Here is a 14,237-nt window from a genome sequence, read left to right as displayed (position 1 = left end):
TTTCTGGCATAAAAAAAAGGCGAATCGCCTTTTTCTACGTTACATGATCCCGATCGTTTGTAAAATCAAGTAAATATTTAACAAGATCAAGACGATCGTCGCCGTCCATGCACACACCTTGATCCAAGTGTGGTTAGCAAATTCGCCCATGAGCTTTTTGCTGGACGTGAACAGTACCAGCGGGATCACTGCAAATGGCAACGCAACACTTAAGAACACTTGTGAGAAAGTCAACAGCCCTTCGATTTTGGCTTCATTACCATGGTAAATGAAAGCGAAGATCAACACTGGCGTGACTGACAAACCCCGAGTGACCACCCGTTGAACCCATAACGGCACCTTCAAGCGGACAAAACCTTCCATGATGATCTGCCCAGAAAGTGTCCCAGTAATGGTCGACGATTGCCCAGAAGCCAGCAATGCCACCGCAAACAACATGGATAACAGTGGACTGGCAATGGCACCGACGATTTGCGAATCTTGCAAGGCGTTGAACAATTCACCAAAGCGCCCTAAGCTGGAATGCGTCCCGTAAAACAGCGCCGCCCCTAAGATCAACAGCAAGGAGTTCACGATAAACGCCATGAACAACTGAATGTTAGAGTCGATCGTGGAAAAACGTACCGCTTTGGCTAATTCTTGGCGATCAGTGCGATCGACTTTACGGGTTTGTGAAATCGAGCTCCCTAAGTACAGATCATGCGGCATTACCGTCGCCCCAACGATCCCTAAGGTCAAATACAACATCCCCCGGTTTTGCAAGATCGCTTTCGTTGGCACATAACCGTTTAAAATGCCGGTGATGCTAGGACTTGCTAAGAACACTTCATAAGCAAATACCAGCAAGATCACTGCCACCAGCGTTGCCACCACGGCTTCGATCTTGCGAAAACCTAAACGCATCAACAAGAGTAACAGCAACACATCTAAGGCAGTGATCACGATACCGATCACCAATGGGATCTTAAACAACAGTTGCAAAGCGATCGCCGACCCGATAATTTCAGCAATATCGGTGGCCATGATCGCCAGTTCGGCAACCACCCATAACACGATCCCCCAGAACTTGTTGGTGTGTTCTCGCGTCAGTTGCGCGAGATCTTTACCTGTGACGATCCCTAATTTGGCCGCCATCGCTTGCAAAAGCATCGCGATCAAACTGGATAGTAAGACGACTGCCAGCAATCGGTACTTGTACTGCGCGCCCCCGGCAATCGAGGTGATCCAGTTACCTGGATCCATATACCCCACGGCGATCAGGATCCCTGGTCCTGTATACGCCATTAAGGTTTTGAAAAAGCCCGCATTCTTCGGGACCTCGACGGAGCCATTGATTTCGTCTAATGACTTATCCGCCATCGCATCTTCTGCTTTAATGCGTTCGATATCGACATGCTTGTTCATAGAATGAACCTCTTTTCTATTGAGTTAGAAATTCGGTGACCTGTTGGTTTCCGCGTAGGCGCTTGGTCGAGCGCCCGTTCAATTTCCAAATTATATGATAACCGCCAAAGCTTGTGAATACAAGCATTTTTTAGGATAGCCAAAGTTTTTTAATCGGACCGTCACAAGGCTTTCACGCCCTTGTCATTCAAGCCTTCACCGAGGCTCAAATTGAGGCGCTTAGCAAATCGCCCTTCTAATTAAGCAACGCCCGAAACTTGGATCAGTTTTCATGTCGGTTGACCCGTCAAAATGAAAACAGCAACCCCCTGTGCTGTTTGAGCTAAACCGCTTAAAACTAGCCGCGCCTAGACCGCAAAAAAATCGCCCCTTGACCACTTTCGCCAAGACGCGATTGGTTATTTTATCCCACCTGATTGCAAGATTCGCCGCACCCGCACCCCGATCGGCACATCCGTGTGGTAAGCGCGCTTGGCCCCAAGCGCTAACAACGCTTGTTTGCTTTTGGCTTGCACAATCTCACTTAACTGGCCATGCGCTTGATAAAATAGCGCGTTATTGGGGACAAAAGTATCGACAACGATCAGATCATATTGGGGAAACTGCAAGGCAAAGTAGTCTTGCCCGTCTAAAGTCATCGCCACTGGCGGCTTAGGCTGATAGGCCAACCAGGCCGTCATGCGCGCATGCGTATCGCGGTTTTTCAGTTGCGCCACTGCCGCTTTGAAATTGGCCAAAACATCAACTTGATGTGACAACAGCGACTGGCGGCCGATAACGGTCGTGGTTTTAGGGATCAAAGGCATGACATGCGGCCACATTTCGCCCCACCAGTTGGCCAACAAATCGCCTTGTTGCAGCCACAAACTATCTAATTGCAAACTCGTGTGATAGTCACTGGCAGTAATGTCGCTGGAGCCCATCACCATCACCGATACTCGCTCAAATTCCAACTTGATCATATTTGCCCCTAAACTGCGGCGTTTCGGCGTCAGTAGCGTCGCACCCGCTTGGGCCAGTTCACTCAGATCCGCTTGTGTGGCGGCATTTATCGGCTTGCTTGGCGTCAAGATCGTCACTGCCGCTTGGTCGATCAATAGTGCTTGATCTAACGTCGGCGCCAAAGCTTGCAGCCCGCCGTGCGTGATGCGCGTGGCGATCAATTCCACGGCTTTGAGACGATCGATTTGGCGCAAACGATTCACCAAAGACGCCAGATTCAACGCCAAGGGCAAAATAAGCTGCCGCGAGCCGCCATGTTGTTGCACCTGGCGCAGATCCGCCAACACCTGATGCAAAAATACTGGCGGCACCACGGCGACCGGCTTTGGCTCAAGTGTTTTGGTTTTGGCAGCAGGCTTTTGCACAGTGGCTTTTTCGGCCACGTGAAAAAGCTTTGGTGTCGGCGCAAATGGCGGCACGCTTAACACCAAGGCCCGCAAAATCGTCGACTGGTCGGTGGTGCCAAGCTTCAATAACTGGCCCAATTCAGCCAGCGGTTGCCCAAAACCGCGAGCCTTCAACAAATCTAGCCCAACTTCAGGCGCATCAGCACTGCCAAACACCCAAGCGGCAACTTTTTTAGGCCAGTTATGTTGCAACGCAACTTGGCGCTGCGCTTGCGTCAGCGCCAAGGCTTGCGTCGGCCACTGGACCGGTTGATTGTTGGCAAAAGCCGCGCTGAGGTCAAACTCGTCGCACATCCCCACGACTTGCGCCAACCACGTCATTTTCTTGGCCGCTAAGCGCGAATCTACCACCTGCGGCCGCAGAGTTTGCCACAAGTTTTGCCGAATCTGCTCGCCATACCAATATTCAGCCACTGCCAACACGGCTTCGCCACGTTTGACCCAACTGGCGCGCCTAGCGCTAAGTTTGGTGGTATGCGGCGCCGTGGCGGCGGTATATAGCGGATGCGTGAGTTTGGGGTTTTGCGCGTGCATGGCGGCGAAATTTAGCGTGACCATCGAGATTCTCCTTGAATACGAACGTATGTTTCAGTTTACAAGTTTGCCGGCTGGCTGTCTAGTTGCATCCCTCACTTCAATCCTTTACAATTAAATTGTAAGCGGTTGATTGATCAAGGAGGTCGCCATGTCTCGCCTAGCGTCGCTACACCAATTGTTATTTAATCCTGCGATCACTGACTTTGAACGCCAACTGTTGCAACAAGCTGATCAGCAAGTGGCAAGCGATCCTCGGCGCGCTTGGGCCACGCTTGAAGCCAACTTGCGGCCATTAGCGTTGCGCGAGAACTTAACGCCTGATATGGCGGATTTTTATGCCACGTTGACTGGCCAGCCAGTGGCGCAGTTTGATTTTGCCGCTCACCAAAACGCCTTAGCCCATTATCCTAACACGATTTTTGCCGGTGGGTGTTTTTGGTGTTTGGTGCAACCTTTTGAAACGTTGCCAGGCATTGTCTCAGTTGAATCCGGCTATACTGGCGGCAGCCTCCCGCAGCCCACTTATGCTCAGGTGCACGGGCCAAACAGCGATCACGTTGAAGCAGTGCAAGTGGTTTATGACCCCAAGCAGATCAGCTACACCCAACTGCTTGAACTGTACTGGCAACTCAGCGATCCCACTGATGCTTTAGGGCAGATCAATGATCGCGGGCCGGCGTATCGGCCAGTGATCTTCACCAATTCGACAGCGCAAGCCCAACAAGCGCAGGCTTCAAAGCAAGCCTTGGCCAACCGCCAAGAATTTCGGCAGCCGATCGTCACTGAGATCCGCCCAGCCACCACCTTTTGGCCGGCAGAAAACTACCATCAACAATTTTATTTAAGTCATCCTAAACGGGTATTGGCGATGCATCACAGCCGCCAACGCTTTCTTTGGGGCAAACGTTTGGCCGGTCGCTTGGCCAAATGGTTCGGGTAAACGCCTAAAAATCAGGGCTTGAGCCGCTTTTTAAAATTTTTTTGGAAAAACACTTGCACAAATGGAAATTAGCGACTATGATTACAAACATTAAAACAAAGCGAAAAACTGACGAGAGACAAGTAAGACGATCAGGCCGCACAGTGACTCGGAGCTAGTGAGAACCCGAGATGACACCAGTCGTTTGAATAACACTCTCATAGTTGCCACCCCAAATGCGCAAGCAAAGTAGACGTGGTCGTCTGATCGGGACGTTATCATCCGATGGCGCATGAAATCGTGCGCTAATGAGGTGGTCCGGGGTATGCCGGACAACTTGGGTGGTACCGCGAAATAAAGTCTTTCGTCCCTTGATAATTGGGGTAAAAGACTTTTTTATTTTGCCTTAAATAAATCAAGGGAGTTTTGTTCATGCATTTATTAACACCATCTGGATATGATCCAAAGTTGTCCCCACGTAAGACCCAAGAAGCGATCCGCTATATTCGCGAAACCTTCCAAGACGAATTCGGCAAGCAATTGAACTTGTCTCGGGTTTCTGCCCCAATGATGGTCGACAAAGCCACCGGGTTGAACGATAACTTAAACGGCGTCGAAAGCCCAGTGTCTTTCACCATGAAAGATATGCCAGGACACCAAATGGAAATCGTGCATTCTTTGGCGAAGTGGAAGCGCAACGCCTTAGGTGAATTTGGCTTTAAGCCAGGCGAAGGCTTGTACACCAACATGAACGCCATTCGCAAAGACGAAGACCTCGACAACTTCCACTCCATTTATGTTGACCAATGGGACTGGGAAAAAGTGATCACCAAAGACCAACGCACCGTTGAAACGTTAAAAGCCACGGTGAAGCAGATCTTTAAAGTGATCAAACATATGGAACATGAAGTTTGGTACAAGTACCCAGAAGCCGTGCACCATTTACCAGACGAAATTCACTTTGTCACCACTCAAGAATTGGAAGACCGCTGGCCAGATCTTGACCCAATGGCACGCGAAGATAAAATCGCCAAAGAACTCGGCTGTGTCTTCGTCATGGGTATCGGCGGGGCTTTGAAGTCCGGCAAGCGTCATGACGGCCGCGCCCCTGACTATGATGACTGGTCATTAAACGGCGACATCATTTTCTGGTACGAACCTCTTGATTGCAAATTAGAAGTTTCTTCAATGGGGATCCGCGTTGACGAAGACGCCATGGCCAAGCAACTGAAAATTGCTGGTGCTGAAGACCGCTTGAGCTTACCCTTCCACCAAAAGATCATGAAGCAAGAGCTCCCTTACTCCATCGGCGGTGGTATCGGCCAATCTCGTTTATGCATGTTGTTGCTTGGCAAAGCCCATGTCGGCGAAGTCCAAGCCAGCGTTTGGCCACAAGCCATGATCGATGAATGCGACGCGCATGACATCCACTTGCTGTAATTAATATAGAAGAAACGCGTTTAGCGCGTCGAGCTGCTTGGCCTCAAAAAGCCGGCTCGACGCGCTTTTTGTGTCCCTTATCGATGCCATTTTGGCATGGGTGCAGTTGCGATCAGAATCGGTCTGGCGTTGACCCGCCTTCACCGAACTCGTATACTGAAAGTAACTTACAATTGATAAGGAGCGATAACATGACCAAAGCATTGATCGTTGTCACCAACCACGCCCGCTTTGACGGTACCAACCGCGCAACTGGTTTGTGGTTTTCTGAAGCGACGCATTTTCACGATGTCATGAGCCAAAATGGCATCGGCGTGGACTATGTCTCCCCTGAAGGTGGCTATGTGCCGCTGGATCCGGCTTCTTTGACGCAAATGGATGATTTGAATTGGACGTATTATGGCGACCAAAGTTTTCGCCAAAAATACCTCGCCCATTCTTTGGCGCCGGTGCAAGTCGACCCCACGCTTTATGATCTGATCTATTTTGCCGGCGGCCATGGCGTGTTGTGGGACTTCCCTAAAAACCACGCCTTAGCAGACATCGCCCAAAAGATCTACACCCAAGGCGGCTTAGTCACCGCCGTGTGTCATGGCGTCGTCGGCTTGCTGGCGATGGGCGATTTCATCAAAGGCAAAAAGCTCACCGGCTTTACCAATGAAGAAGAAGCCATCAACCAACTCACCAACACCGTCCCTTTCTTAACTGAAGACGCGCTCAAAGCCGCTGGTGCCGACTATTCCAAAGCCGACGCTTATCACGAATATGTGGTGGCTGACGGCCGTTTGATCACTGGTCAAAATCCGCAATCCGCCCGCGCCGTTGGTCAAAAGGCTGTGGATTGGCTACAGGAGGTGCGCTAATGTCTGACTTTTCTGAACCACTCACGTTCAAATCAGGGGTCAGCTTGCCAAATCGTTTGGTGATGTCGCCAATGACGACCCAACAAAGTTTCTATAATGGCACGGTGACCCAAGACGAGATCCGATATTATGCCGCTCGCGCCAAAGGCTTAGGCGCCGTGATCACTGGGGCTGCCAATGTCCAAGCGCGCGGCAAAGGCTGGCCTGGCGAATTGTCGATCGCTACCGACGACATGTTGCCGCAACTCCATGCTTTGGCTTCAGCGATCCAAGCCCAAGGGGCCAAAGCCATCGTGCAGATCTTTCACGCTGGGCGCATGACGCATGCCGCGACGTTGATGGGTGAACAACCTGTTTCTGCCAGTGCCGTGGCGGCATTGCGCCCAGACGCCGAAGTCCCCAAAGCGATGACCGTGGCGCAGATCCACGAAACCGTCCGCGCTTTTGGCGAAGCCACGCGCCGGGCGATCCAAGCCGGTTTTGATGGCGTCGAATTACATGGCGCCAATACTTACTTATTGCAACAATTCTTCTCCCCGCATTCCAACCGCCGCAGTGATACCTATGGTGGTAGCCGAGAAAACCGGTATCGCTTCATTCAAGAAGTGTTGACCAGCGTGTTTGCTGCCGTTGACCAATACGCCAAGCGGCCATTTATCGTCGGTTATCGCGTGTCGCCAGAAGAATTTGAAACCCCTGGGATCCGCTTTGCTGACACCTTGTGGTTAGTCGACCAATTAAAAGCCACCAAGTTGGATTACCTGCATCTCTCCTTGAATGCGTATGATCGCGTTTCAAAAGACCCCAACCACCAACAAAAATCCATGCTGGCTGATATCCATGAACAGTTAGCCGGCAAACTACCTTTGATCGGCGTCGGTGGCGTGCGCACGCGTGCAGATGTCGCGCAGGTGTTAGACGATGCGGAACTGGTGGCAATCGGCCAACAATTGTTGTATGACCCAACTTGGGCGGTGAAGCTGGCGACTGGCGCAGATGATGCCCTGTTAAGCGTGCCATTTTCTGAAGCGGTCAAATTCGTTCCGCTGAATACCCCGTTGCATGATTTTGTCGCCGCCAGGTATCGCTGAGCCCTAGCGTCGGCTTTTTGGGACCAAAATCAAGCGTGAAACTTGCCAGCCTCAAAATTTTGCTCTACTATAACTTTATCAGATGCGTTACGGATCCTTAGTCCTGACTAGGCTTAGGTTCGTGACGCTTTTTTTCTGGAATGGGGTGAAACCATGTTTGCCATTATTATGCATCATACCCACGGTCGCGCGCGCTTGGCGTTTTTCTTGGCGCCGGTGATCATGCTTGGCGAAGTGCTATGTGACTTGCAACAGCCGACTTTGATGTCGCAGATCATTGATAACGGCTTGGCCCACAGCGACGGGCAATATGTGCTACAGCACGCCTTATTGATGTTGATGTTTGCCTTGATCGGCGTGACTTGTGGCGCGACTTGCGGAATGTTAGGCAGTTATGCCTCCTTAAAAATGGGCCAGTCGCTGCGCTCACAAATGTTACAGATCGCTTTAGCCTCTCGCGATCCGCAAGGCTTGAAGCCAGCGACATTGATCACGCGGATCACCAACGATGTCACCCAAATGCAGAATTTGGTGATGATGGTGACGCGCGGGATGGTTCGCGCGCCGATGTTGTTGCTGGGCGGCGTGGTGATGTCGACGTTGGTGTGTCCAGATCTGGCGCCTATCTTATTGATCATTATGCCGATTTTGGTGATTTTTATTTTGATCGTGATGCGCCGTTCTCTACCGCTATATACCCAAATGCAAGCGGCAGTCGATCGGGTCAACCGCGGCATGCGCGAGAACTTGCAAGGCGCCAAAACCATTAAGTCTTATGTGTTAGAAGATCATCAATTCACCCAGTTTCAACAAGCCAACCAAAACCTGCAAACCACCAGCCAAACTGCCGCCATGGCCACAGTCACCTTGGCGCCAGTGATCCAATTGCTGCTAAATCTAGGGGTGGTGATCGCCTTGAGTTATGGCGGTAGCTTAGCGATCGCTGGGTCGATTTCAGACGGGCAGATCATCGCTTTTGTGAACTATATGATCCAAATCACCACTGCGATGATCCAAACGGCCAATATCATTACCGCCTTTTCTCGGGCGATCACTAGCGCCACGCGGGTGCAAGCAGTGCTGGATGAAACACCAAGCACGCCAAATGCGACTGCGACTTTGCCCCAAGGCAGCGCCGTGGCCTTTGAACATGTCAGTTTTGGTTTTGAGCAAAGCGAGCCGATTTTAAATGACGTGTCCTTTACAGTACCAGATGGGCACAGCTTAGGCATCGTCGGCCCAACTGGCGCAGGCAAAACCACGTTAGTCAACTTGTTGACGCGCAGTTATGACCGCTACTCAGGCACGATCACGATCGGTGGCGTGGATATTCAACAGCTGTCGTTGGCGGATGTCCACACCAAAGTCAAAGTCGCAATGCAAGATGCGATTTTATTTGCCGGTTCGATTGCGTCGAACTTAGCTTTCGGCGGTCTTGCCACGCCTGAGGCTTTAAGCCAAGCCGCCGATATTGCCGACGCCAGCGAATTTATCAACACCCTGCCGCAAAAATTCGACGCCCCCGTCGAACAGCGCGGGAAGAATTTCTCAGGCGGCCAGCGGCAGCGGTTGAACTTGGCGCGCGCCTTCACCAATGATCCAGATATTGTGGTACTAGACGATGCCACTAGCGCCGTGGATCAAAGCACCAATGCCGACATCAAGCGGCAATTGGCCAAGGCACGCAAGCAACAAACCACCTTGATCATTTCCCAACGGGTGACTAACGTGATGGATTGCGATGAGATCATCGTCTTAGATGCTGGCAAGATCACCGCTCGCGGCGATCACGACAGCGTGTATCAAAATTCGGCCTTTTATCGACAACTGGTGGACACGCAATTAGGAGGTGGCCGGCATGCAAATGAATAGACCACGCCGCAATATCCATCGCGAAAAAGTTAGCGTCGGCGATTGGCAAACCACTGTCAAACGGCTGTGGCGTTACTTAGCCGACAGCAAAAAGTATTTGCTCATTGTGTTTTTCCTGACTGTGGTGACCACGGCGGTCACGATTATCGGCACGCGCATCAACGGGATCGTGATCGACCGCTACATCACCCATCACCAGCTACAAACCTTACTGATCGTCTGCGGCATCATGGCAGTGGTGTATGTGATCGCCAGCGCAGCGAATTATTTTCAAAACAGCTTAATGATCGCAGTGGCGCAATCCACCAGCGCGGGGATTCGCCAAGATGTGTTTGAAAACTTGCAACACCAGCCGATGCGCTATTTTGACACCCATGACAACGGCGACGTGATGAGCCGCTTGACCAATGACGTGGACAATATCAACACTGCGTTGATGCAGACATTTGTCCAACTGTTCACTGGGATCATTGCCATCATCGGTATGGGCGCGGCCATGTTGTGGCTATCCCCGATCTTGTTTGCCATCACGCTGTTGGCAACGTTAGCCACGTATTTGTTTTCTCGCGCAGTGGCGCGCTTGACCCAAAAAGCCTTCATGACCCAACAAGTGGCATTAGGTAGCTTGAACACGCAAATTGAGGAATCGGTTTCCGGCAAACAAGTGGTGCAATTATTCAACCATTTAGAGGCTACCACCAAACATTTTGACGAAACCAACGCGCGCTATACCCATGCGGCGTTCATTGCCCAAGCGCTGTCAAGCGTGATCGGACCGTTCAACAATATGACCAATAACGTCGCCTATTTGTTGATCACCGCAGTCGGTGCGGCGTCGATTCTAGGGCATGTGGGCAATATCACAGTCGGCGTGATCTTTACTTTTTTGATCTATTTGCGGAATTTTACTGGGCCGATCAATAACTTGTTAGATCTGATCAACACCTTGCAGCTGTCACTGGTTTCCGCCCAGCGCGTGTTTGAATTGATCGACGCGCCGCGGGAAGTCGACTTGCCAAATGCCGTATCGGTGACCAAAACTGATGGCGCCGTCGCGTTTGATCATGTCAGCTTCGCTTATGATGACACCCGCACGATCTTGCATGACATCAACTTAGTCGCCAAACCAGGGGCAGTGGTGGCGTTAGTCGGCCCCACTGGTGCTGGGAAAACCACGATCATGAATTTATTGACGAATTTATACCCTTTGCAACAAGGTCGGGTGCTGCTAGATGGCCGCGATGTCACCACCATCAAACGCGCCGATTTGCGGCATTTGATCACCGTGGTGCAACAAGAATCTTACTTGTTCAGCTTATCCATTCGCGAGAATATTCGCATGGGCCGCCCGCAAGCTTCAGACGACGAAGTGGTGCAAGCCGCCATGGAAGCCAACGCCCACACCTTTATCACCCAACTACCTGATGGTTATGACACGATCCTTTCGGAAAACGCCAGCGCCTTATCCATCGGTCAGCGCCAGTTGCTCAGTATCGCCCGTGCGTTTGTCACCCAAGCGCCGATCTTAGTGTTAGATGAAGCCACTGCCGCCATCGACTCCAACACCGAAGCCTTGATCCAAGCGGCCATGAGCAAGTTGATGCAAGGCAAAACCAGTTTTGTGATCGCTCATCGCTTGTCGACGATCCAAGCGGCGGATCTGATTTTGGTGATCGACGATGGCCGCGTGATCGAACGCGGCACCCATGAATCCCTGCTGGCACAAAATGGCTTTTATGCGCAGTTGTACAATGCCCAATTTGAACCATAACGCCAAAGCCGCGTCACTTTTTGATAAAGTGACGCGGCTTTTTTGTCAGGGTGCCAAAATGCGGCGACGGTGGTATATTAGAGTGGTTCTAAAGTTCCTCCCAAGTGGCAGGATCTTGGCCTTTGTTGCGGCCATCGACTTTGGTCAATTTGGCAATGGTAGCCATTTCAGCCGCAGACAGCTCAAAATCAAACACGGCTAAATTCTCGCGTTGGCGACTGAAATGCGCCGACTTGGGAATGGTCATCACGCCTAGTTGCAAGTCCCAGCGCAAGATCACTTGGCTGACGGTTTTGCCATGCGCTTTGGCGATCGCTTGCAAACTCGGCTCTTGCAACACCGCATTGGCACGGCCTAACGGACTCCATGCGGCAGTCAACACCCCGCGCTTGGCGTCAGCGTCGCGTTGGGCGGCTTGATTGAAGTACGGATGCAACTCGATTTGGTTGAGCACTGGCATCACGCCGGTTTCTTGTTTCAAACGATCCAAGTGTTCTGGCAAAAAGTTGCACACCCCAATGCTTTGCACCAAGCCGAATTTTTGCGCCGCGATCAGCGCCTGCCACGCTTCGACATACTCGTCGCGCATGGGATTGGGCCAGTGCAACAAATACAGATCAAAATGATCCAACCCGCTGCGAAACAAGCTTTCTTGTAAGTGGTCGATGGCATCTTGATAGTGATAATAGCGCCCTGGCAGCTTAGACACGATGGTCAAGTCATCGCGAGCCACAGACGAACGCCGGATCGCTTCGCCGACTGCGCCTTCGTTTTCATAATTGTAAGCCGTGTCGATCAAGCGATACCCGGTGTCGATGGCGCTTTGGATCGCGCGGACACCGCTGATACCATTGAGTTTGTAGGTGCCAAAACCCAATGCTGGCACAGTTTGGCCGTCAGCCAATTGATAGTTGAACATAGAGACCTCCTGTTGAAAACCTTTTTCATGGTCAGCTTATCGTCTTCAATTTTACTTGTCAAATACAAAGGAGTTCGGGTATGCACGTTTTTGAATTGGGTCAGGTGTCATTGACTGTCGATGACAAACCGTTGTTACAGGATATCACCTTGACGCTTGAAGCTGGCGCCAACTTGACCATCACTGGGCCATCTGGTTCCGGCAAAAGCACGCTGTTGCGAGTGTTGGCGACGCTGATGACACCAACTAGCGGGACGATTTTGTTCAACGGCAAACCGCAAAGCGACTACTTAAAAACCGATTACCGCAAGCTGGTGTCGTATTGTTTCCAACAACCTAGTTTATTTGGTGACACGGTCAAGGACAATTTGGCCTTTCCGTTTGATATTCGCAAGCTGCCTTTTGATTCGGCCAAAGCCCATCAAGCGTTGCATAACGTCGACTTACCAGAAGCGATGCTGGAAGCGAAAATCACCAGCTTAAGTGGCGGGGAAAAACAGCGCGTGGCGTTGACGCGCAACTTGCTATTTCCGCCACAAGTGTTGTTGCTCGATGAAGTGACCACGGGTTTGGACCCAGATACCAAAGCCATTGTCCATCAATTGATCGAAACCTATCATCAACAAGGCATCACGGTGATTTCAGTGACTCATGATGAAACCGAAGTCGCGCATGCCGATCAGTTGATGCATTTGGTGGCAGGCCGGTTGCAGGAGGATGACCATGCAAAATAATTTGATCGTATCGCCGACTGCGTTAACGTTGGCTGTGGTGTTGGTGATGATTGCCTTGGCGATCAACTTCAAAGAAAAAATCGGCCTTGAGCGCGATTTGATCATCGGCGTGATTCGCGCCGTCATCCAGCTCACTGTGGTCGGTTATGTGTTGACTTACATTATTCGTGTTGATCGGCTGTGGCTGACCGGCTTGATGGTGGCGATCATTATCGGCAATGCTGCAGTCAATGCCCGCGGTCGCGCCAATGGTATTCCGCATGCTGGGTTGATCTCATTGATCGCCATTGCGGTGGCGACGTTGTTGACGCTGGGCTTTTTGTTAGTGGCGCACGCGATTGCCTTTATCCCCAGCCAAGTGGTGCCGATCACCGGCATGATCGCCAGCAACGTCATGGTGGCCATCGGCTTGTGTTACCGCCAGCTCAATTCCGGTTTTCATGATCAGCGCCAAGCGATCATGGAGCGCTTGGCGTTAGGCGCCGACCAAAAACAAGCTGCCATTTCCATTGTCCGCGCCGCGATCCGCACCGGCATGGCGCCGACCATCGATTCTGCCAAAACAGTGGGCTTGGTCAGCTTACCAGGCATGATGAGTGGGCTGATTTTTGCCGGCGTTGATCCCACCAAAGCCATCATGTATCAGATCATGGTCACGTTCATGTTACTTGGCGCCACCAGCTTAGGCAGTGTGATCGCCGCGTATCAAGCTTACCCGCAATTTTTCAATCGCGACTTGCAACTGCGCGACTAACTTGAAACAACAAATAGCTCCGAAGGTTCGACTAGTCGAATCTCCGGAGCTATTTGTTAGCGAGTTGATGTCGATTCCTCGGCTTCGTTGCCGCTGTTGCCGCATTATGATTGCGAGTTCAAAAATTGTCCGATTTCATCAATGGTCACCCCGAGAAATGTATGATCTCGATTGTTTGGCCTTTCATAATTTTCAAATCCAAACAGTCCATAAAAATCAAGCGCACTGTTAACTGACTCCACAGTCAACAACGTGTAAGCACCTAGCATCTTTCTTCTCGCGTAGGCAATCTCAAACAAGACGTTCATCAAAGCACGTCCCCACCCTTGTTTCTGATATCGCTGATCAATTGCGAAAAAACTGATTAACAAGGTTGGATACACCTCTACACCAGAAGTCGTCAACCACTCCCAGCTAAAGCTGGGAGCTTGTGAGAGCCGCGCCTGATGGCGTGACGACCACAATTTGCTTAGATACGGCACCGCCCACTCGATGGTTAATCATCAAGCGGGTCTTATACGCTA

12 protein-coding genes are annotated in these 14,237 nt (G+C 51.2%); 8 read left to right on the top strand and 4 right to left on the bottom strand.

The features are described from left to right. Positions 1-39: 39 nt before the first annotated feature. Together ACKTSG_RS09280 and ACKTSG_RS09275 are read right to left on the bottom strand one after the other, a co-directional pair. Complete coding sequence (locus ACKTSG_RS09280; protein ID WP_407894099.1) at positions 40-1,404, bottom strand: Nramp family divalent metal transporter; 1,365 nt, start codon at positions 1,402-1,404, stop codon at positions 40-42. Between the two features lie 398 nt (positions 1,405-1,802). Further along, positions 1,803-3,371 (bottom strand): hypothetical protein, encoded by a 1,569-nt coding sequence (locus ACKTSG_RS09275; protein WP_407894097.1) that lies wholly within the window; start codon positions 3,369-3,371, stop codon positions 1,803-1,805. 127 nt (positions 3,372-3,498) lie between these two features. On the opposite strand from ACKTSG_RS09275, the gene msrA reads away from it, so the two are divergent. The 6 genes from msrA to ACKTSG_RS09245 all read left to right on the top strand — a co-directional run bounded on the left by msrA (position 3,499) and on the right by ACKTSG_RS09245 (position 11,306). Next, on the top strand, positions 3,499-4,290 hold the full coding sequence (msrA, locus tag ACKTSG_RS09270) for a peptide-methionine (S)-S-oxide reductase MsrA (protein WP_407894095.1): 792 nt from the start codon (positions 3,499-3,501) through the stop codon (positions 4,288-4,290). A 411-nt stretch (positions 4,291-4,701) separates the two neighbouring features. Next, the gene (gene asnA / locus ACKTSG_RS09265; protein ID WP_407894093.1) at positions 4,702-5,709 is read left to right on the top strand and encodes an aspartate--ammonia ligase; all 1,008 of its coding nucleotides are present in this window, start codon (positions 4,702-4,704) and stop codon (positions 5,707-5,709) included. Positions 5,710-5,900: 191 nt separating this feature from the next. After that, positions 5,901-6,572 carry a type 1 glutamine amidotransferase domain-containing protein gene (locus tag ACKTSG_RS09260; RefSeq protein WP_407894091.1) on the top strand — a complete coding sequence of 224 codons (672 nt, stop codon included), beginning with the start codon at positions 5,901-5,903 and terminating at the stop codon, positions 6,570-6,572. Then, complete coding sequence (locus tag ACKTSG_RS09255) at positions 6,572-7,663, top strand: NADH-dependent flavin oxidoreductase (protein WP_407894089.1); 1,092 nt, start codon at positions 6,572-6,574, stop codon at positions 7,661-7,663. The genes ACKTSG_RS09260 and ACKTSG_RS09255 overlap by 1 nt, the downstream gene beginning before the upstream one ends. Before the next feature lie 153 nt (positions 7,664-7,816). After that, entirely contained in the window at positions 7,817-9,535 is a 1,719-nt protein-coding gene (locus ACKTSG_RS09250; RefSeq protein ID WP_407894087.1) for an ABC transporter ATP-binding protein, read from the top strand. Beyond that, entirely contained in the window at positions 9,513-11,306 is a 1,794-nt protein-coding gene (locus tag ACKTSG_RS09245; RefSeq protein ID WP_407894085.1) for an ABC transporter ATP-binding protein, read from the top strand. The genes ACKTSG_RS09250 and ACKTSG_RS09245 overlap by 23 nt, the downstream gene beginning before the upstream one ends. Positions 11,307-11,394: 88 nt before the next feature. Here the strand turns inward: ACKTSG_RS09245 and ACKTSG_RS09240 are convergent, their stop codons facing one another. Further along, positions 11,395-12,225, bottom strand: a complete 831-nt coding sequence (locus tag ACKTSG_RS09240) for an aldo/keto reductase (protein ID WP_407894083.1) — start codon at positions 12,223-12,225, stop codon at positions 11,395-11,397. Positions 12,226-12,305: 80 nt separating this feature from the next. On the opposite strand from ACKTSG_RS09240, the gene ACKTSG_RS09235 reads away from it, so the two are divergent. Both ACKTSG_RS09235 and ACKTSG_RS09230 read left to right on the top strand, forming a co-directional pair. Further along, entirely contained in the window at positions 12,306-12,959 is a 654-nt protein-coding gene (locus ACKTSG_RS09235) for an ABC transporter ATP-binding protein (RefSeq protein ID WP_407894081.1), read from the top strand. After that, positions 12,949-13,713: an ABC transporter permease gene (locus tag ACKTSG_RS09230; RefSeq protein ID WP_407894079.1), complete on the top strand. Its 765-nt coding sequence runs from the start codon at positions 12,949-12,951 to the stop codon at positions 13,711-13,713. Before ACKTSG_RS09235 ends, ACKTSG_RS09230 begins: the two co-directional genes overlap by 11 nt. 104 nt (positions 13,714-13,817) lie before the next feature. Here the strand turns inward: ACKTSG_RS09230 and ACKTSG_RS09225 are convergent, their stop codons facing one another. After that, positions 13,818-14,117: a GNAT family N-acetyltransferase gene (locus tag ACKTSG_RS09225; RefSeq protein WP_407894077.1), complete on the bottom strand. Its 300-nt coding sequence runs from the start codon at positions 14,115-14,117 to the stop codon at positions 13,818-13,820. Positions 14,118-14,237 lie beyond the last annotated feature (120 nt).

This window comes from Lacticaseibacillus salsurae, from assembly GCF_045862175.1.
In the GTDB taxonomy this organism is placed as follows: domain Bacteria; phylum Bacillota; class Bacilli; order Lactobacillales; family Lactobacillaceae; genus Lacticaseibacillus; species Lacticaseibacillus salsurae.
The sequence above is the reverse complement of the archived record's forward strand: the minus strand, read 5'-3'. Positions and strand labels throughout refer to the sequence as shown.

Bases quoted from the DNA above. Each gene is read 5' to 3' on its own strand.
- ACKTSG_RS09250 (WP_407894087.1), top strand. From the start codon at position 7,817: ATGTTTGCCATTATTATGCATCATACCCACGGTCGCGCGCGCTTGGCG.
- ACKTSG_RS09280 (WP_407894099.1), bottom strand. From the start codon at position 1,404: ATGAACAAGCATGTCGATATCGAACGCATTAAAGCAGAAGATGCGATG.
- msrA (WP_407894095.1), top strand. From the start codon at position 3,499: ATGTCTCGCCTAGCGTCGCTACACCAATTGTTATTTAATCCTGCGATC.
- ACKTSG_RS09240 (WP_407894083.1), bottom strand. From the start codon at position 12,225: ATGTTCAACTATCAATTGGCTGACGGCCAAACTGTGCCAGCATTGGGT.
- ACKTSG_RS09235 (WP_407894081.1), top strand. From the start codon at position 12,306: ATGCACGTTTTTGAATTGGGTCAGGTGTCATTGACTGTCGATGACAAA.
- asnA (WP_407894093.1), top strand. From the start codon at position 4,702: ATGCATTTATTAACACCATCTGGATATGATCCAAAGTTGTCCCCACGT.
- ACKTSG_RS09255 (WP_407894089.1), top strand. From the start codon at position 6,572: ATGTCTGACTTTTCTGAACCACTCACGTTCAAATCAGGGGTCAGCTTG.
- ACKTSG_RS09230 (WP_407894079.1), top strand. From the start codon at position 12,949: ATGCAAAATAATTTGATCGTATCGCCGACTGCGTTAACGTTGGCTGTG.
- ACKTSG_RS09275 (WP_407894097.1), bottom strand. From the start codon at position 3,371: ATGGTCACGCTAAATTTCGCCGCCATGCACGCGCAAAACCCCAAACTC.
- ACKTSG_RS09260 (WP_407894091.1), top strand. From the start codon at position 5,901: ATGACCAAAGCATTGATCGTTGTCACCAACCACGCCCGCTTTGACGGT.